The organism is Halalkalibacter sp. APA_J-10(15) (assembly GCF_023017105.1).
Lineage (GTDB): Bacteria > Bacillota > Bacilli > Bacillales > Bacillaceae_D > Halalkalibacter.
In genome coordinates, this window is the sequence record NZ_JALKEV010000007.1 from 126,744 (window position 1) to 145,792 (window position 19,049).

The following is a 19,049-nucleotide window of genomic DNA, read 5'->3' on the forward strand; positions in this document are numbered from 1 at the left end:
GTACTTACATTGATTTCTTTAATGGTTTACGTAATCGTTTACGTAAACGATTACTATAATAAGGAGGTGTAGAAATGACAAGAATCATATGTCTAGGAGAAGTGTTGATTGATTTTGTTCCGACTGTTAATGGTTATAAGTTAAAAGAAGTTTCAGAGTTTAAAAAGTTTGCCGGAGGTGCGCCTGCCAATGTAAGTGCTACAATAGCACGTTTAGGTGGAGAGTCATTTTTTATAGGAAAGGTAGGGAAAGATGCTTTCGGAGAGTATGTAGAGGAGGTTTTATCTGAGAACGGTGTAAATACTCATTATCTATTAAGAACAGATAAGGCAAATACTGCCCTTGCGTTTGTATCGTTACAAAGAAATGGGGAACGAGACTTTATGTTTTATCGTCAACCAGCAGCCGATATGTTGTTAGAGCGTAAAGACATAAATGAAAATTGGTTCCACTCATCACCCATTTTTCATTTTGGCTCTATTTCCTTAATTGATGAACCGATAAGAAGCGCAACGAAACAAGCTATAAAATATGCTCGAAAACGACATTCAATTATTAGTTTTGATCCTAATATACGACTTGGTCTCTGGCCGAGTGAACAAATAGCCCGCGAACAAATTTTGGAACAGCTCTCTGAAGTGAATATAGTAAAGCTAAGTGAAGATGAATTGTACTTTTTGACACATCATAGAAAAGAGCAAGAGGCAGTCAAGAAGGTTATGAAAGGAGATGTTAAATTAGTTCTGATCACAAAAGGAAATAAAGGGTGCTCGTTTTATACAAAATACGGCTTTGATCATGTGCAATCAATAAAAGTTCATACAGTAGATACGACAGGGGCAGGAGATGCTTTTGTTGGTGGATTTCTTTATAAATTAGCAGAAATATTACATGATTCAATCTCTTTAGAAAAAGTTACTAGACAACAGCGCTTATTAAAAGAAACAGTCCTGTTTGCTAATGGATGTGGGGCGTTAACGACCATGAATAGAGGGGCAATTGCGGCGCTTCCAAGCAAGGAAGATGTAAATAGCTTGTTACAAGATTTAGTGGAGGAGTGTTAGTATGTCAGACCTTAATAGTTTAGTAGAAGCAAGAATAGATTATCAAGAAAAATATCGTCCTCAATTCCATTTTAGTCCTAGAAAGCATTGGATGAATGATCCTAATGGATTGGTTTTTTATAAAGGGGAGTATCACTTGTTTTATCAATATTATCCAGGAGGAAATACATGGGGGCCTATGCATTGGGGGCACGCTAAAAGTAATGATATGGTGAAGTGGCAGCACTGTTCAATTGCTTTAGAACCAGATGAATTAGGAATGATTTTTTCAGGGAGTGTAGTAGTGGATTGGCATGATACATCTGGCTTTTTTAATGGGGGAGAGGGTTTAGTTGCTATTTTTACTCATTCAAATGAAGGTGTACAAACACAAAGTATTGCTTATAGCTTAGATGAAGGACAATCTTGGACAAAATATGAAAATAATCCTGTTATCCCTAACGAACATATTAAAGATTTTCGAGACCCAAAAGTATTTTGGCATGAGGATACTCAAAAGTGGATTATGGTATTAGCTGCCGGTCAAAAAGTAATGCTTTATGGATCAACAAATTTAAGGAAATGGACGTTTCTTAGTGAATTCGGTGAATCTGAGGGTGCTCATGGTGGTGTTTGGGAATGTCCTGATCTTTTCTCATTACCTGTTAATGGAGATTTATTAAATCAAAAATGGATATTGCAAGTGGACATAGGCTCGGGTGCTGTAGCAGGAGGATCAGGTGCGCAATATTTTGTCGGGGAATTTGATGGCACAACATTTAAAAATGTGAATGAACCTGAAAAAACATTATGGCTTGATTTCGGTAAAGATTTCTACGCTACTCAGTCATTTTCCGATATTCCAATTGAGGATGGTAGAAGAATTTGGTTAGCGTGGATGAGTAATTGGGAATATGCAAATGAAGTCCCAACTAGCCCTTGGCGAAGTGCAATGACTATCCCTCGTGAGGTTGAGCTTAAACAAACAGCCAATGGAGATATTAAACTTCATCAACACCCAATTCATGAACTGAAAAAGCTACGACAAGAAAAATTTAAAATGAACAATCGAGTAGTAAACGGTGAAATGAATGTATTGAAGGATCAGAAGGAAGAGGTTTTTGAGTTAATTGCTGAAGTTGAAAATCTTTCTGCAGAAGAATTTGGCTTTGAATTGCGAAAGTCTTCAAAGAAAAAGGAAGGTACTATTGTCGGATATAACCTGTTAACAAATAAACTGTTTATTGATCGAGAAAATTCTGGAGATGTTTCATTTAGTGAACAATTTAAAGGGAAGCATGTTGCAACGATTGAGAAAAGTTTGAACAAAGTAAAATTTCATATTTTCATCGATAAGTCATCAATTGAATTATTTTTTCAAGAGGGAGAAGTGGTTCTAACCGATTTGATATTCCCAGATGATGATAGTCAGGAACTGGCTTTTTATATTAAAGGTGGCGAAGTAACCATTTTGAACTTAGAGGTTTATGCATTAAAAAGTGTTTGGGGAGATGAAAGTGAAGGTGCAGGCAACGTAAATGAATGAAGCTACGCTACCTTTAGTAAACGGAGATTAAGGAGGGTATTATGAAACCAGTACTTCAAAAACTTTCTAAACCTATACCACCTGTAGAGCCAAATAAAAATGATCGTCGTTGGAGTCAAATTAAACAAAATTGGGAATTGTACTTGTTTCTTTTACCGACATTTATTTATTTTGTCCTCTTCCACTATGTTCCAATGTATGGAGTGCAAATTGCCTTTCGTGATTATACACCCGGATTTGGCTTAACAAGTAGTCCGTGGGTAGGCTTTGAACATTTTATTCGATTCTTTGAATCCTATCAATTTTGGAATTTGATTTATAATACTTTTTCATTAAGTGCGCTTCAGCTGTTAATTACTTTTCCATTACCAATCATTGTAGCGCTTATGTTAAATCAACTTGTATTTAAACGGTATAAAAAGTTTGTACAAACAGTCATTTATGCGCCTCATTTTATTTCTGTTGTTGTCTTAGTTGGGATGGTCTATGTTTTCTTTTCAGGAAATGGCCTTATCAATAACTTTTTATCTCTAATTGGAATGGATGAAATTCGATTTTTAACAGAGCCTTCATGGTTTAAGCCTTTATATTTAGGTTCAAGTGTTTGGCAAGAGACGGGTTGGGCGGCAATCATTTATTTGGCAGCACTAGCAGCCGTTAATCCTGAACTTCATGAAGCGGCTATTGTAGATGGAGCGAATAAGTTACAGCGTGTGATTCATGTTGATATTCCGGCTATTTTACCGATTGCTATGATTCTACTTGTATTGTCGGTAGGAAATATTATGAACATTGGATTTGAGAAAGCTTATTTACTTCAGACACCGTTAAACCAAACGTCATCAGAAATCATTCCGACTTATGTATATAAAGTAGGGCTTCAACAAGCTCAGTATAGTTTTGCTGCAGCGATTGGATTATTTAATGCAGTCATTAACTTATTTTTATTATGGTATGTGAATAGAGTGGCAAAGCGTTTATCAGGTAATGGACTATGGTAAAGGTGAGGTGAAAGGATGAATTTATCAACAATTAAACGTACAAAAGAAGATAAAATATTCGATGTAATTAATATCTCATTATTAACAATTATGCTACTCGCCATTCTGTATCCATTATACTTCATCGTAATTGCTTCTATAAGTAATCCAGATCGTATTTTTGCTGGTGATGTGTGGTTATACCCTTTGGAGGTTACGTTCGAAGGATATACAAGAATATTTCAGGATGGGAAGATATGGATTGGCTATAAAAATACAATTATCTATACGGTTATTGGAACGATTTTAAATGTTACGTTAACATTAACAGCGGCTTACGCATTATCTAGGAAAGATTTTTATGGTCGGAATTTTTTCATGATTATGTTTGTTTTTACAATGTTCTTTTCAGGAGGATTAATTCCAACGTATTTAATTGTTCAAAACTTAGGAATGGTGAACACAATGTGGGCTATGATCATTCCAAAGGCTGTTGCGATTTGGAATATCATTGTTGCGAGAACGTTCTTCCAAGCAACGATTCCTAATGAAATGCTTGAAGCAGCGAAAGTAGATGGGTGTTCAAATACGAAATTTTTCCTAAAGATTGTCTTACCATTGTCTAAGCCAATTATTGCTGTTATGGTACTTTTCTACGCAGTTGGACATTGGAATTCTTACTTTGATGCACTTGTATATTTGAATAATGAAAGCTTGTACCCGCTTCAGTTAATCTTAAGAAATATTCTGATTCAAAATGAAGCAGCAGCTACAATGGTAAGTGATCTTGATTCGGTTGCGGCACAGCAACGTATTGCTGATCTTATTAAATATGGCGTGATTATTGTTGGGAGTTTGCCATTGTTAATCGTGTATCCATTTATTCAAAAGTATTTTGTTCAAGGAGTTATGATTGGTGGAATAAAAGGATAATGAACCTCATAACAGCAGAGGAGGCTAGTTATATGACTGTTTTGAGCTCAAGTCTATATCAAACATTGGAAAAGAGCATGAATTATTTATTGTTAAACGGCCTTTGGCTGCTTTCTTGTTTACCGATTGTTACCTTTTTTACAGGAACGATTGCCATGTTTGGTGTCATTAGAGACTGGCATATGAAAAAAGATGAGGGAGTAATTATGCCATTTCTCAAGCATTTTAAGAAAAATATCAAGCCAAGTATGATCTTAACTAGTATTTGGCTGCCCTTGACATATATCATGCTTGTTAATCTTCATTTACTAAATCCAACTGCTTCTATTATTAGTTTATTGATGGCTTTCATAATAGGTGGGTTGTTCGTTATCTTTCTTTATACAAGTATGTATCTATTCCCGGTGTTTGTTCATTTTGAACTTCCTGTATTGAAGTTGGTTCAAAATGCGTTCTTTATAGCAACTAGTCAATGGAAGTATACGAGCATAGGCTTAGCTTTTCTTTTAGCTGTGGGAATGCTTTTGTATCACTTTCCAATTTTAATGTTGTTTTTTACAAGTGTTTTTAGTTACTTCATATATGTTATTTGTTATAAATCCTTTCAGCAATTAGGAGCACCGTATTCTAGTTAATCGTTTACGTAAACGATTAACTTTGAGATATTGGCTTATTTGATTATTTTTTTGAAGGGGGTGATGGGCAGGGAAACGGGTGTTTTAGTTCTGTACTTTATTAAAAAAGGGAGGAATTAAGAATGGGTAAAAAATTTGCAATAATCTGTTTGTTTTGTTTATTAGCTACTATGGTAGCATGCTCTCAGGATTCTGGTGGAGAGGATGAGGGACAGGTAAATGAAAATGGAGATCAACATTTTAATGCAGACGGTCTTCCGGTTGTTGATGAGAAAATCACATTGAATTTTGTCTCTCCTAAAGCCCCATTAGCACCTGATTATAATGAAATGGAAATCATTCAAACGTTAGAAGAGATGACAAATGTGCATATCGAATGGAATAATATACCTGGTGAAGGGTATGAGGAACGGAAAAATTTAATGTTTGCAAGTGATGAGCTACCAGATGCTTTTTATAATGCGGATTTTACAGATTATGAAATCGTTCGATACGGCAGGTCAGGTCAAATTATTCCATTGGAAGATTTAATTGAACAATACGCACCTAACTTAATGGAGATATTTGAGAAACGTCCTGAACTAAGAAGTATGGTTACAGCTCCTGATGGTCACATTTATTCGTTGCCGAGAGCAGAAGAGATGGGGTTAGCGGCTGTTCCCAATTTTACATCGATAAATAAAGCTTGGTTAGATAAATTAGAATTAGATGTCCCAACAACAATAGATGAATATGGCGATGTATTAAGAGCATTTAGAGATCAAGATCCTAATGAATCAGGGAAAGATGATGTTATCCCTTTAAGTTATATGCATAATTTTTGGACAGGAAACTTTGGAGATATGTTTGCGGCATTTGGAGTACCAGATAATACAGAGCATCGAATTGTTCGTGATGGTGAAGTAATCTTTACTGCTGTGCAGCCAGAATATAAAGAGGCGATTGAATATTATCATGGTTGGGTTGAAGAGGGGTTAATTGATTCCGAATCATACATTCAAGATATTAGTCAGTATTTTGCCAAAGGAAAGACTGAGCCACCTACATTAGGATCGTATATTTGGTGGGAAACGGAAGAAATTGTTGGGCCTGAACATGCAGACGATTATGTATTGTTATCCCCTTTAGAAGGGCCAAATGGTCATAAAATGGTAGGTCGTTCAAATAATTCTGAATATGGCAGGGGAGCCTTTGTGATTACTTCTGCTAATGAACACCCGGAGCTTACGATGAGGTGGGTCGATCAAATTTATGATCCGAAAATGTCTGCCCAAATAAGCTGGGGGCCAATAGGAATCATTTATGAAGAAGATGAAAATGGAATGCTTATTAACAAAGAATTAGAAGAAGGAGTTTCAATGGGAGAGCTTCGTCAACAAGTAGCACCAAATGGACCAACCGTTGTCCTTGCAGAAGATTTTGGAACAGTAGTTGATATGGAGCCTAGAGCGAAGCAGAGATTACAAGATATTGAAGATGTGTATGCTCCGTATCTTGTCGATGAAAATTTCCCACAAATCTTTTTTAGTGAAGAGGAGCTAGATCGAATTAATCGACTTGAAGTTGATATCATGGATTTTGTAGATCAAAAGCAAGCATCTTGGTTATTGAATGGTGGCATTGAAGACGAATGGGATAATTATTTAGAACAGCTTGAACGTATGGGATTGAATGAATTAATGGAAATTTATCAGGATGGGTTAGATCGGTTTAAATCAAATATTGAATAATGATAGATAGGGTGTCATGAGGTGAATCAACCTCTGACACCTTCGATGGTTGTAGTCCCACTCAGTGCTTAAGTGTAAAGATATTGGAGGTAGTGAAGGATGGAGATGAGTACAAAGTTAAATAATTCCTTGATAGCACAATGGTCTTTTGAGGATGAAGGGAAGTTTACCATTGATACAATTGGAGAAACAAAAGATTCCATACATTATGTTTTTCACGATGCACAGTTTCAGCCGAGCAGAAATATAAAGCGGAGAAAAGGGTTAAAAGGAAAGGCTTTGTGGTTCGATGGTTTTTCCACATATGTTCAAAGGAAGAAAGAGCACGTTTCATTAAATAAAGAGGAATTGTCGGTTTCGATGTGGGTGGCTCCTTATTCATTTGGTGGGCTAGATCATGATAATGTAGCAGCTTTAATGAGTCAAAATGATCAAAGCAAAAAAAGAGGCTTCCTATTAGGTATAAAGCAATATGGTTATCTTACATTTCAACTTGGCTTAGAGAGAAATTGGGAAGAACTGATGGTGGATCAGTCGATATTATCTAAAAATAAATGGACTTATGTTGTAGCAACCTATCATGCCCCCAGCGGAGAAATGATTATTTATGAAAATGGAAAAAAGTCTAGATCTAAAAAAGTTGAAGCTGGACAGTCTCTACTTTTAGCAAATGAAGATTTATTGATTGGTAAGCCTAATGATCCTCAAATGATTGAAGGAACCTTTGCTTTAGGTATGTTTTCTGGGTTGATGGATGAAGTTTGTCTATTTTCTAAAGCGTTATCAGAACAGGAAGTTTTAAGTACCTATCAGGCATATTTAAGCGAACATGGTGGCAAACCTCCTTCAATTGATTTTGGGGATTTAGTGATCAATCGACAAGAATTTATATTAGATCGACATCGTCCCCAATATCACTTGTCACCTCCAGGACATTGGATGAATGAGCCGCATGCTCCGTTCTTCTATAAAGGAAAGTATCATCTATTTTATCAACATAACCCACAAGGACCTTATTGGGGGAATATTCATTGGGGACATTGGGTTAGTGAGGATATGATTCATTGGAAAGACTTGCCGATAGCACTTTCACCAGAATTGGAATCATTTGACCCTGATGGAGTTTGGTCAGGGTGTGCTCATTATGATGATAAAGGACTACCTGTATTATTTTTTACAGCTGGAAACCATCAATATATACCTAACCAAATGATTGGGTTAGCTAGGTGTACCATAGATGATAACGGTGATCCTAATTTTGAAAAATGGGAAAAGTATGGTCGCCCCATTTTATACCAACCTAAAGGGTATGAACTAGATGATGATGGCTTTCGCGATCCTTTCGTTTGGAAAGAAGGGGATACATGGTATCAACTTGTCGGCTCTGGAATAAAAGGACGAGGTGGTACGGCATTATTATTTGAATCAAAGAACTTACTTCATTGGAAACATCGTGGGCCTCTTTACATAAGTGATTATGTGAAATTCCCTTATCTAGGTAAAATATGGGAGCTTCCAATTCTTCTTCCTCTTGGTCAAGACAGTCATGGGCAAGAGAAGCATTTATTTATCATCAGTCCAGTTGATGGTGATGCGGATGTAGAGGTTTATTATTGGGTTGGTGAATGGGATTTTCAAAGTGGCAAATTCATTCCGGATTTTGAAGAACCTCATTTGTTCGATGTAGGAGACTTTCATTTTACAGGACCAAGTGCAATGATTGATCCGACTACTAAGCGAATTATTTTATTTACCATCGCTCAAGGTGAAAGACCACTAGAATATGAATACGCTTCGGGATGGGCTCATAATGGAGGGCTACCTATTCATGTCTTTTTAGGAGAGGATGACCGTATCCGTTTTAAACCAATAGATGAAGTGGAAGCACTTCGAGAATCTAAGTTAGTCGATTTGAAAGATATTACTGTGGAGCAAGCGAATGAAACATTACAATTTATAGAAGGTGAAATGCTTGAAATCGTCATTCGAATCAAAAAGCTTTCAAGCGAACAGGTTGGTTTATACTTTAGACAATCAAAAGATCACGTAGAGGAAACGTTACTATATTATGATCATGTAGTTGATCAATTAATCGTTGACCGAACAAAGACAACACTTGATAAGAAGGAGTGGACGGCTGGTATCCAAGGTGGCAAAGTAGGGATAAATCAAAAGCAACCAATTCAACTCCGCATATTTCTTGATAAATCAATTGTAGAAGCATATATAAATGATCTTAAAAGCCTGACGACGAGAGTATATCCAACAAGAGAGGATGCTGTCGGAATTTCAATTATGGGGGGAGAGAGTCAGATAATTAAGTCGATTCAGGTTTGGAGAATGAAAAGTATATACATGTAATATTTCTTAGCCATATTGAAGGTAACAGCTAATAGATAATTGGGCGTGTTAAATGAGTGAATACTCTTTAACACGCTTTTTTGCACACACGCATAAATAATCCATTAGTGACCAAAACTATATAAAAAAGACCTGTTGAATGAAAACGGAGGTGCATGATGCTATTACATGATAATCAAGATCCATTAATCGACCCTTCTTCTACCCACCGTACGATTTTCATGTCGTATGTTGATGCCATTATTCCAAGAGTGTTAGGAGCATTAGATTTACGGTTGGATGACTATTTAATTTATGTCCTCGATCATTTTGTTTCTATTGAGGAGAAATGGGGGAAAGGTCGAGTGAAGCTGTCGATTCCAACTGCTGACATGCTAGAAGATACAGCTAGACAATATGTTGTTTCAAAAAAACAAGTAGCACAAGTGAACAATGGAAGTTATTTTGCGGCACTTACCCATGAACAAAGACATGAGGTGATTTATATGCTTGAGCAGAACCAGTTTGATATAGAGCCATTACCGGCCCCTTTTCGAAATGATATCGTCTTCATTAAAAGTATTATGAGCTTTCTCCATCAAATGGTGTTGTTCGGATATTACTCAGAATGGTTTAGTCTAGGTGCCACTCGTTTTGCTGAGCCTGAGAAGCGTGAAGTTCAAAGACCGAGTATCACGTGGGAAATGGTTCACTACCCAGGTACATCTAAAGGCTATCGAGGTATGAAGGGGTTTCTTGTAACAGAATTTGAAGAATGAGGATGGTCAAGATGAATGTAGATGTCATTGTGATTGGTGCCGGTGGCGGTGGAGCGGTTATCGCAAAGGAATTAGGGGAGCGAGGGTTGAATGTTCTTATTCTTGAAGCGGGGCCGTGGTATGGCAATAAAAAATGGAACCGTCCTAACCAAGAGAAAGGACCAAACAGTAGTAAAGAGGCTGATGATTTAGATATAAAACTATTACGAGAGCAATTTGTTAAGAACGAACACACAATGAATGATGTGATAACTGGTCGACTGAGATGGGGGCCTGCAGATCGACGAAAATCACCATGGTATCGAATGATTCCGAAACAAGGTCAGCTTTGGCAATCAGCAGGAGTTGGTGGAACGACTCAGCATTATTGGGCGAACTCCCCTCGCGGCTATGCGTCGGCATTTGATGATCATTGGCCTATCTCCTACAAAGAGCTTGTTCCCTATTATGAAAAAGTAGAAGATATTTTACCTGTACGGCCAGCACCAACGACGGCAAAAGAAGAATTATTTTACTATGGAGCGCAAAAGGATGGCTGGTCGTTTATTAATACAAATACACCGACTTCTCCTGGATATCGACCACAGCCTAATGCCATTCTCCACCCCAATAAGGAGTTAATGAATCCGAATGTGAGTATTGATAAATTATCAGAAATGGAAGGATGTACATTATGTGGGCATTGTGTGAATGGTTGTCCGCATGGACCGTCAGTAGATAAAGTAGCGAAACGTTCAACGATTGTTAGTTATGTACCACTTGCACTTCGAACCGGTAATGTGGAAATACAACCGAATTCATATACAACAAAACTGCTAACCGATCGTAATGAAGCAGGAGAGTTAATCGTTGCCGGGGTAAAATACCGTGATACGTGGACAGGGGAAGTTGGAGAATTATATGCGAAAATCGTTGTGATGGCAGCGGGATGTATCGAGAGCCCTCGGCTATGGCTGAATTCGGGATTGCCGGAAAATGCTTGGGTAGGAAAAGGGTTAACGAATCATTATTGGGACTGGGTGACTGGTGTATTTGATGAGAAGGATTTAATGAAGATAATTGGGCAACATAACGTAAACCCTTTTGTTGGGGCACAATCAGGAGCAAGGCTTGATTATCCGGGACTAGGGTGTATCCAGCCTTCTGGAATAAGTGCTGGTCTATACGCTTCCTTAACATTTGGATTTAGTTCAAGTCATCAGCTTTTTCCACAATCTAATGAAAAAGATTGGGATGTTCGCGGTAAGGTTGTTGGCGATAAGCTCAAAAAGTTGATGGAGCAATATCCTAACTCGTTAAGCATCCTCATTTTAACTGATGACCAACCACATAAACAAAACGGCGTTTCCGTTCATCCTACGATGAGGGATGAGCATGGCCCCATTCCGATTATTCGTTATACGGCAAGTAAAGAGGATAAAATGAAACGTGATCAATTAGCTAAGATTTCCGCTAACATATTACGTAAAGCAGGTGCAAAAGAGATCATTCGAACGGATTGGCCAGCGAGTTTATTTGCTCATATTGAATCAACGATGAGAATGGGTTTTGTCGTCAACCGTGATTGTGAGGCTTTCCAGGTGAAGCGCCTATTTATATCAGATAACAGTGTTCATTTTAATGGCATTGGTGGTCCTAATCCAACATTAACGACACAAGCGTTAGCAACGAGAACAGCTGAGAAAATTGCGGAGCACTATTTTAGCTCATAACGAATGGAGGCGTCAGGATGAGGGATCGTAATGTATTGTATCTTATTACGGCAATCGGTATGTCAGGATGGATATTGTTGTTTCGAAAGAGAGGTCATTTTAAAGATTGGTTACTCATTTATTTATTTAAAACGCTCGTTTCGACGTTAATGGATGGGCCTGTTATTAAGAGAAAGTTTGTACAATACCCGATACGCTACATGCCAAAGCTTTTTGATTCAAATATTGCGTTTTTGTATTTAATCTTTCCAATGTTGTGTGTGATGTACAATCAATTCACATATAAGATGAAACCAGTCAAGACGTTCTTTAGTGTCTTTTTGTTCAGTGTTCCAATGGGATTGATTGAGCATTTGCTTGAAAAGAAGACAAATTTAGTTGTATTTAATAAAGGGTGGAGTGCCTATCATACGATTTCGATTTTGACACTAACGTTTTGGTTGGTTCGCTTGTTTATTTGTACTGTTCGAATGCTAGATAAGAAGAGAGGTGGCGGAGTTGAGGAGGGCGCTCTTGAAGAGTATTGATAAATGAGATTCTGCGCCAGAATAGGAATAGGCGCAGATTTGGCAGGAGAAGAAGCAAGAACGTGCACCGAAATGAGAATAGTAGTACGTACGAATCAGAGGAATTACGTATGGCTATTTGCTAGGAACGGACGTATTTGTTTGATTGAGCATGGACAGTAATTCTCTACGGCTATGGACGTTTAATTTGGCAAAGATTGATTTTAAGTGATCCTGTACTGTATGAGTCGAAATGTACAAGTGGCTAGCTATTTGCTTCGTTGTGTGGCCATTGACGATTTGATCGACAATTTGAATTTCACGTTTTGTGAGACCGTAGTAGAGGAGCGTATAGCTTAACCGTTCAAAAGGCTTCGTATGTTGTGAGATGACAGCGTATTGCTTCGAAACCTTCTCTCCTGTTAGTTGAGTTGCATAAAGAGAGAGTAACTGGCCGTGTGCAGTTGGGATACTAACTGATTGTTGCTGACATTTCTGATCTCCTTTAGTGGAGGAGTTTGCTTTTATTTTTGAGCACAGTGTTTCAATAGGACGTGGGAGTAAACCCTCTTTTAATTGTTCCTGCTCTCTTAATGAGTTTAGTAAAGCGTGTGCGGCTTCATTGGCAGAAAGTAGCTCAAATGTATCTGAGAAAATCATAATAGCCTCTTCTGATTGGGGAGTGAACGGTGAAAAGGATGATTGGATCGTTAGCCTTTTCACGGCTTTTGTTAAAATTGGTAGTAGGTTACTAATGACATGTTGCTCCTCCTTTGAAAAAGCGGATTGATGCTCGGAACGAAAAAGAGTTAAATATCCCCAGCACTTTCCTTGATCAATTAATGCAGCACGGAGCTCATCGAGAATTCCAGTTGGTGCTAGAATGTGTGTGTAACGATGACTAAGAGGTAGGTCTCCGTTAGTTGCGTCATGTAACGTTGCTATGTGAGGCGGTGAATCGACTAATTGGAAGTAGTGATTGTAATCGAAGCCTCTATGTTCATTTTCAAGAATGTATGAATGAATCGGCTCAATGAGCTTGTCGATGACAGCACCAGTTGAGAGAAGACTTTCAGGGTCGATTGTCGTGAAGCAAGCAGCAGTGAAAGGAATACACGCTTTTAATTCATTGAGCACAAATTGGCGGAAAGCATAAGAATGCTGCTGGAAATCGGCTGTCGTTAACTTGTTTTTTAGTTGATCAATATTCAACATAATCCCTCCAATCAATATCCCAACTATATGGGATGTTTTTTTATGGTGACTATTTTTATAATTGATAATGATTATTACTAGTATTATACATAAGAAAAGAAAGGGCGTGAAGGGGAAAGTGAAATGGTTTACTGGAATACTCGTTTTGGTTATTACTTTCATCATAGGAGTGTGCGCTACAACGTCAGAACAAAATTTAAGTGATAAGATTACGGTGTATACACCTCATGCACCATCGCTCATACCACTTGTACTCGTAGCTGAGGAGGATGAAAACCTACATGTTGAAACATGGAATACCGTCGAAGGAGTGATTGAATCATGAAGTGGAATAATCCAAGCGTATATGATTATGAGCATTTGATTCGACGTAAAATTGCGGGCTATCCCCTGCTCTATGATATAACATCTCGGTTAATGACAGAGGCAGTCGCAAAACGTGAAGCTAATCTACTCGTTATAGGAGCGGGTGGAGGAGAAGAGCTTGCCACACTGGCGTCTAAAGAGAAGGGTTGGTCGTTCACGGCGATTGATTCGTCTCAACCGATGCTTGAGTTAGCGAAAGTACGTATCGATCGTGAGAAGGTAAGTAATCGAATTCGTTATCGATTCACGTCGTTAGAATCATTTTCTGAAAGTACTCTTTATGATGGCATCACCTGTTTACTGGTTTTGCATTTTGTGAAAGGAAAGGATAACAAGCGTCAATTTTTGGAGCGACTAGCATCCTACATCCCAGCAGGTGCGCCACTTTGCTTAGCAATGATAAATGGTGATCCGACTAGTCGCGTTTTTTCTGTGCAAATGGCGGCTTGGAGAGAGCATATGATAAGTCAGGGAATAGAGGAACATCAATTTGAGCAGTTTGCTGAGTCTGTTGGCGATACGACAGACCTTATAACAGAGATGGAGCTTTTAGCACTATTACGTGATTGTCAGCTTGAGGATGTGAGCTGCTATTTCCGTTCTTATTTGATTGATGCCTATATATGTTTTAAAAGGAGGTGAGAATGATCATGAAGGAAATTAGAGATAAAATCATCGTCATTGGCGGGTATGGTCATGTTGGTCGAAAGGTTTGTCGCCAGCTCGCGAATGATTTCCCTTCTATCGTATATGCAGCAGGAAGAAATGAAAAGAAGGCGAAGGAGTTCGCACAATCTACAAATGGAAAGGTGCTTCCCTTGTATATAGATGTGAGCGAAGGGGTAGATCCTGCATTATTACATGATGTTCGAATTGTCATTATGTGTGTGGAGCAAACTTCTACCGATTTTGTTGTGCAATGTCTCAAGCATGGGATCACGTATATTGATATTACGGCCTCCTATTCTTTTATTGAACAGGTAGAGAAGTTGAATGACATAGCGATTGAGAATGAAGCGACGGCGCTGTTGAGTGTTGGCTTAGCTCCAGGTATATCAAACCTGTTAGCTACTTGGGCCGCGGCGAAATTAGATACTTTAACGGAAATGAATCTTTTTATCATGCTTGGACTAGGAGATGAGCATGGGAGGGAGGCCATTCGTTGGACATTACAGCAAACGAAGGAAACGTTTAAGTTGAGGGAGAAGGAGGAGGTTGTGAGCTATCCAGGCTTTACAGATGGAAAAGCGACTGATTTTGTTAGTCAATTGAATAAAAGAAACGCTTACCGTTTTAATTTTGCTGATCAGCATGTGCTTGGAAAGAGGCTTGACATACCAGTATCGACAAGACTTTGCTTTGATTCTCGTTTCGTCACACAAGCGGTCCATTTACTAAAAGTAAGTCGGTTGGTTCACCTATTTCCTGAAGCGCTCCTTCTGGTGCTGTTTGAAAAGCTCCAATGGGGTTCATCTGACTTTGCTGTCTGTACGGAAGTAATTGGAATGAAAGATGGTCAAAAGATGATCGTGAAGTCAGCCGTCCATGGTAAAGAAGAGGCAGAAATAACAGCATCCGTAACGAGTATGGTCGCAAAGAAATTATATGAAGGCGTATATTCATCTGGTGTTATGCATATCGAACAACTTTTTCAATGGGGCGAAGTGTATAAAGATCTGCAGCCTACAGTACGTTGGGAACGAGAAGCGGAGGGAGTATGATGGAGGGGAAAGTAGTTCCAACAAAGGAGAAGGAACGTTTATTAGAGTTAGATGTACTCAGAGGAATAGCGTTGTTTGGTATACTCGTTGTAAACATGAGCTATTTTTCAACGCCAGCTTTGCTTGCCGATATACTAGGTCTATCGAAGGGCGAGGGTCTATTAAATGAGATTGTTGTGATCATTGTGACTGTGGCATTTGAATTTAAATTTGTTAGTTTGTTTTCCTTTTTGTTTGGAGTTGGGTTTGCTCTGTTCCTTTCAAGGCTCGAAAATAAAGAGGTGCATGCAAGGTCAATCTATCGAAGGAGGATTCGTTTTCTTCTTGTTGTTGGACTCATTCACCTCTTCTTTTTTTGGTATGGAGATATTTTAACATTATATGCCCTCATCGCTTTTCTCCTACCCTTTTATTTGAACAAGAAGAGTAGGACATTGCTCGTTTGGTCTGGAGCATTACTAATCATGCCGTTGGTGTTGCTTTCACTATTATTGTTAGTCGGTTTTGATTCAGGAGGCTCCTTTCCCAAGGTAGTTGGAGATATGTATGATCAAGCTCTATATGCTTATGCGAATGGATCAGCTTGGGAGATTTTTCTGCAGCGTTTAGTTGATATAGCTATGATTTATCAAGGCTATATCCTTATGGCGCCTGTTATTCTTGGGCTTTTTCTACTTGGTATGTATGCATGGCAGAGCCGTCTAATTGCCAATGCCAAGCAACATATAGGGACGATGAAACGAATTCGAAATTATAGCTTCTGCATTGGGTTTCCCTTTGCTCTGTTGTCCATTTGGGCTCAATCTTATGTCGATTATATTAGCTCACCTTATTATGTGATTCAGTATATCGGGTATTCTGTAAGTGGGCCAGCTCTAGCTCTTTTCTATATAAGTGCTATCTATGTGTGTATGCAATCACAACGGTTTAGAGTCATCATTGCTTTTTTTCAGCCTGTTGGAAGGATGGCGTTTACCAACTATTTGCTTCAAACGCTTATTTGTACATCGTTGTTTTATAGCTATGGCCTTGGCTTGTTCGGAAAAATTGAAGCAGCTGCTGGCTTCCTACTTGCTGTTATTATTTTTATATTCCAAATATTCATAAGCCGATATTGGTTAAGTCGTAATAAAATGGGGCCAATGGAGTGGCTGTGGCGAAAGTATACGTATTATAAGGTGTGAAGCTAGGAAAGCAACTATATAACGAATCCTTACGCCAAGAGAAGTGCTTCCTTTTGGATTGTTTCTTTTTCAACAGTTAAGCTTACGAACTTTTTAGAGGAATCGAATTTTAAATGGCGAATGAGTTAGGAAAAGATGAAAGCAGGAGGTAGACGTGAAATTTCTGGAACGGTTTCAAACGTTAACGGCTAAACCTCATCAAATTGGTTATGATGAGTATGAGCCTCACCCGATCTTAAAGACGTATGTCCATTGTTTTTGGTTTGATCACCTGCTTCAATCTCGATCGCGTGTGATTCCCGATTTATGTATGGATGTTTTGATCTATATTGATGAAGAATCAAATAAGGTTCGTTCGATCTTTTCGGGAATGAATGATACTTATTTTGATACGACAACGGAGTTAGCGAGCGCCGTGTTAGGAATTCGTTTTTTTGGGTGGAGTGGTTGGTTATTCTCTGCGGAGGATTTGACATCAACTAAAAATATAATTGGTGATTCAAAGGATTACTTTCCAATGCTAACATCATTATTTCAAAGTGAACATTTTATAAGTGTGAATCCTGCACAGAAGATAAAGCTGATCGAGAATGTTTTATTGAACAGGATAGTTGAAGAAAGAAAACAGCTTCACCCTGACTTTCTTAATAGCATGGACTTGATACTACAGGCGAATGATCCTATTACGCAGAAGGATCTAAAGAGGCATTGTGTGATTGGGGCACGACAGCTGGAACGGTTATTTCGAACATACACCGGACTCTCTCCGAAAAAAATGATCAATCTTGTTCGCTTTCAGAAAATATGGCGAAGAATGTACGCTACTCGCACGTGTGATGCAGCAGATCTAGTTTATCAGTATGGGTATGTTGATCAATCTCATTTCATAAGGGACTTTAAAACATTTAGTGGAAGGACTCCTAAGAGGATGATACAAGAGCACTGAAAAAGCTGGGTTTTAACTTTTTCGGTGTCCTCAGATGATACAAGAGATATAACGTGTATGTCGTTTTTTTACAATACATTGAAAAGTGTTGTAGATACGATAAGGGCAAGCATGTGCATGTGCTTAACTAAAACAAATAGTTTGGCAAAGCTTGTACATATTGTGTGCGAGTTATGAATGACCTTACATTCATAAAATCATTAACAGTATGTGTTGGCTGTGTCAGCATAATGAAGAAACAGGAGTTGATTAGGCGTGCAATCGTTTATTGAGGAAGTCTGTCAGAAGCAATTGGGAGCTGAGCGTGATTATAAGGAAGAGTGGGAAGCGATACGGTATCTTGTCGGTGAGAAGATTTTTGCGATGATGGGAACAAACGGTGAAGGAAAACAAATTGTTACGTTAAAATGTGAGCCTGAAAGAGCAGATCATTACCGTCGGGAGTTCGAAAGTGTCATTCCTGGATACTATGTTAATAAGACGCATTGGAATTCGGTTCTCCTTGAAGAATGTGATGTACCTAAGGAAATTATGGAACAAATGATCGAGGAATCCTATGGACTCGTGTTCTCCAAATTAACGAAGAAAAAAAAGGAAGAATTGAAAGCTTGAAACGGGGGGCGTATTTCAGAGGGCATTGAAAAAGTTTGCTTTTAACTTTTTCGGTGCCCTTTTAGCATTGCGCGAAGCAGTTTGTCTATTTTAAAAAGCTTGATATGCTCTTATCAAACGAGTAACGAGTGAAGCCATTGCTAGTCAAATCAGTGACCTCATTACGTCTCTCAAACATAACTCGTACCAATCATTTAGGAGGTTCGTGTTATAATGAAAAATAGGCGTCGTTATTGATTGAAATGTCCTGGAGTAATTGAAGGGAGGAGTGCCATTGCCTGAATTTGTGCTAAACAATGAAGAAATGTTTATTATCGTATATTGCTTCGTTCTATTGTGGATCAATATTAGCTATTTAAGAGAACATAAACAGATTAAAGAAGGGCTTGGAGAGATTCAAACTGAGGATGAATTAGATGTAAACCCTAATTCCTTTTCAATATTTGTTCTCATTTTTACATTCAATTTTTTTCGGAGATGGTTGATTTACATATTAGCAGTCTTAGTGACAGAGTATTTAGTTGTCGCTATTATGGCAGGCATTCTGTTCATCATAAGCTTGTATGATTGTCTATTTAACTATAAATTAGAAAAAGTGAAATCGTCTAAAATAGGTTTGTATCTTGCGCTTGTAGATACAGTCCTTATTGCGATCTTTGTTTGTTACCTATTTATTCAGTTTTAGCAGGATTTACAGTCCAACTTGAGCTTGTCGTTAAAATTTCGTGTAACGAGATTTCGGCAAGCTTATTTGCATGGAGGTTTATTATTGTAGTTGACAATACGGTAAATGGTGTTATA

General features: G+C 38.2%; 18 protein-coding genes. 17 read left to right on the forward strand and 1 reads right to left on the reverse strand.

Annotated elements, in window-relative coordinates:
- The first annotated feature begins 74 nt into the window (after positions 1-74).
- The 10 genes from MW695_RS10320 to MW695_RS10365 all read left to right on the forward strand — a co-directional run bounded on the left by MW695_RS10320 (position 75) and on the right by MW695_RS10365 (position 12,225).
- The gene (locus MW695_RS10320; protein WP_247105230.1) at positions 75-1,064 is read left to right on the forward strand and encodes a PfkB family carbohydrate kinase; all 990 of its coding nucleotides are present in this window, start codon (positions 75-77) and stop codon (positions 1,062-1,064) included.
- Position 1,065: 1 nt separating this feature from the next.
- A complete protein-coding gene (locus MW695_RS10325; protein WP_247105231.1) occupies positions 1,066-2,589 on the forward strand; it encodes a glycoside hydrolase family 32 protein in 1,524 nt (507 codons plus the stop codon).
- A gap of 41 nt (positions 2,590-2,630) precedes the next feature.
- Positions 2,631-3,590, forward strand: a complete 960-nt coding sequence (locus MW695_RS10330) for an ABC transporter permease (protein WP_247105232.1) — start codon at positions 2,631-2,633, stop codon at positions 3,588-3,590.
- Between the two features lie 15 nt (positions 3,591-3,605).
- Positions 3,606-4,502, forward strand: coding sequence for a carbohydrate ABC transporter permease (locus tag MW695_RS10335; protein ID WP_247105233.1), 897 nt, complete (start codon positions 3,606-3,608; stop codon positions 4,500-4,502).
- A 32-nt stretch (positions 4,503-4,534) separates the two neighbouring features.
- On the forward strand, positions 4,535-5,137 hold the full coding sequence (locus MW695_RS10340; protein WP_247105234.1) for a YesL family protein: 603 nt from the start codon (positions 4,535-4,537) through the stop codon (positions 5,135-5,137).
- A 122-nt stretch (positions 5,138-5,259) separates the two neighbouring features.
- Positions 5,260-6,867, forward strand: coding sequence for an ABC transporter substrate-binding protein (locus tag MW695_RS10345; protein WP_247105235.1), 1,608 nt, complete (start codon positions 5,260-5,262; stop codon positions 6,865-6,867).
- A 99-nt stretch (positions 6,868-6,966) separates the two neighbouring features.
- The gene (locus MW695_RS10350) at positions 6,967-9,228 is read left to right on the forward strand and encodes a GH32 C-terminal domain-containing protein (protein ID WP_247105236.1); all 2,262 of its coding nucleotides are present in this window, start codon (positions 6,967-6,969) and stop codon (positions 9,226-9,228) included.
- A gap of 158 nt (positions 9,229-9,386) precedes the next feature.
- Positions 9,387-9,986 carry a hypothetical protein gene (locus MW695_RS10355; protein WP_247105237.1) on the forward strand — a complete coding sequence of 200 codons (600 nt, stop codon included), beginning with the start codon at positions 9,387-9,389 and terminating at the stop codon, positions 9,984-9,986.
- An 11-nt stretch (positions 9,987-9,997) separates the two neighbouring features.
- Positions 9,998-11,698 carry a GMC family oxidoreductase N-terminal domain-containing protein gene (locus MW695_RS10360; RefSeq protein WP_247105238.1) on the forward strand — a complete coding sequence of 567 codons (1,701 nt, stop codon included), beginning with the start codon at positions 9,998-10,000 and terminating at the stop codon, positions 11,696-11,698.
- Between the two features lie 17 nt (positions 11,699-11,715).
- The gene (locus tag MW695_RS10365) at positions 11,716-12,225 is read left to right on the forward strand and encodes a CBO0543 family protein (protein WP_247105239.1); all 510 of its coding nucleotides are present in this window, start codon (positions 11,716-11,718) and stop codon (positions 12,223-12,225) included.
- Between the two features lie 114 nt (positions 12,226-12,339).
- Here MW695_RS10365 and MW695_RS10370 read toward each other — a convergent pair whose 3' ends face one another.
- Positions 12,340-13,416, reverse strand: a complete 1,077-nt coding sequence (locus MW695_RS10370) for a helix-turn-helix transcriptional regulator (protein WP_247105240.1) — start codon at positions 13,414-13,416, stop codon at positions 12,340-12,342.
- 70 nt (positions 13,417-13,486) lie between these two features.
- Here MW695_RS10370 and MW695_RS10375 point away from each other — a divergent pair, with 70 nt between their 5' ends.
- The 7 genes from MW695_RS10375 (at position 13,487) to MW695_RS10405 (ending at position 18,933) form a co-directional block, all read left to right on the forward strand.
- Entirely contained in the window at positions 13,487-13,744 is a 258-nt protein-coding gene (locus tag MW695_RS10375; protein ID WP_247105241.1) for a hypothetical protein, read from the forward strand.
- Positions 13,741-14,427, forward strand: a complete 687-nt coding sequence (locus tag MW695_RS10380; RefSeq protein WP_247105242.1) for a class I SAM-dependent methyltransferase — start codon at positions 13,741-13,743, stop codon at positions 14,425-14,427. The genes MW695_RS10375 and MW695_RS10380 overlap by 4 nt, the downstream gene beginning before the upstream one ends.
- Before the next feature lie 2 nt (positions 14,428-14,429).
- On the forward strand, positions 14,430-15,506 hold the full coding sequence (locus tag MW695_RS10385; RefSeq protein ID WP_247105243.1) for a saccharopine dehydrogenase family protein: 1,077 nt from the start codon (positions 14,430-14,432) through the stop codon (positions 15,504-15,506).
- Positions 15,506-16,690 carry a DUF418 domain-containing protein gene (locus MW695_RS10390; RefSeq protein ID WP_247105244.1) on the forward strand — a complete coding sequence of 395 codons (1,185 nt, stop codon included), beginning with the start codon at positions 15,506-15,508 and terminating at the stop codon, positions 16,688-16,690. The genes MW695_RS10385 and MW695_RS10390 overlap by 1 nt, the downstream gene beginning before the upstream one ends.
- A 154-nt stretch (positions 16,691-16,844) precedes the next feature.
- Positions 16,845-17,636, forward strand: a complete 792-nt coding sequence (locus MW695_RS10395) for an AraC family transcriptional regulator (protein WP_247105245.1) — start codon at positions 16,845-16,847, stop codon at positions 17,634-17,636.
- 255 nt (positions 17,637-17,891) lie between these two features.
- Complete coding sequence (locus MW695_RS10400; RefSeq protein ID WP_247105246.1) at positions 17,892-18,248, forward strand: MmcQ/YjbR family DNA-binding protein; 357 nt, start codon at positions 17,892-17,894, stop codon at positions 18,246-18,248.
- A 274-nt stretch (positions 18,249-18,522) separates the two neighbouring features.
- The gene (locus MW695_RS10405) at positions 18,523-18,933 is read left to right on the forward strand and encodes a hypothetical protein (protein WP_247105247.1); all 411 of its coding nucleotides are present in this window, start codon (positions 18,523-18,525) and stop codon (positions 18,931-18,933) included.
- Positions 18,934-19,049: the final 116 nt, after the last annotated feature.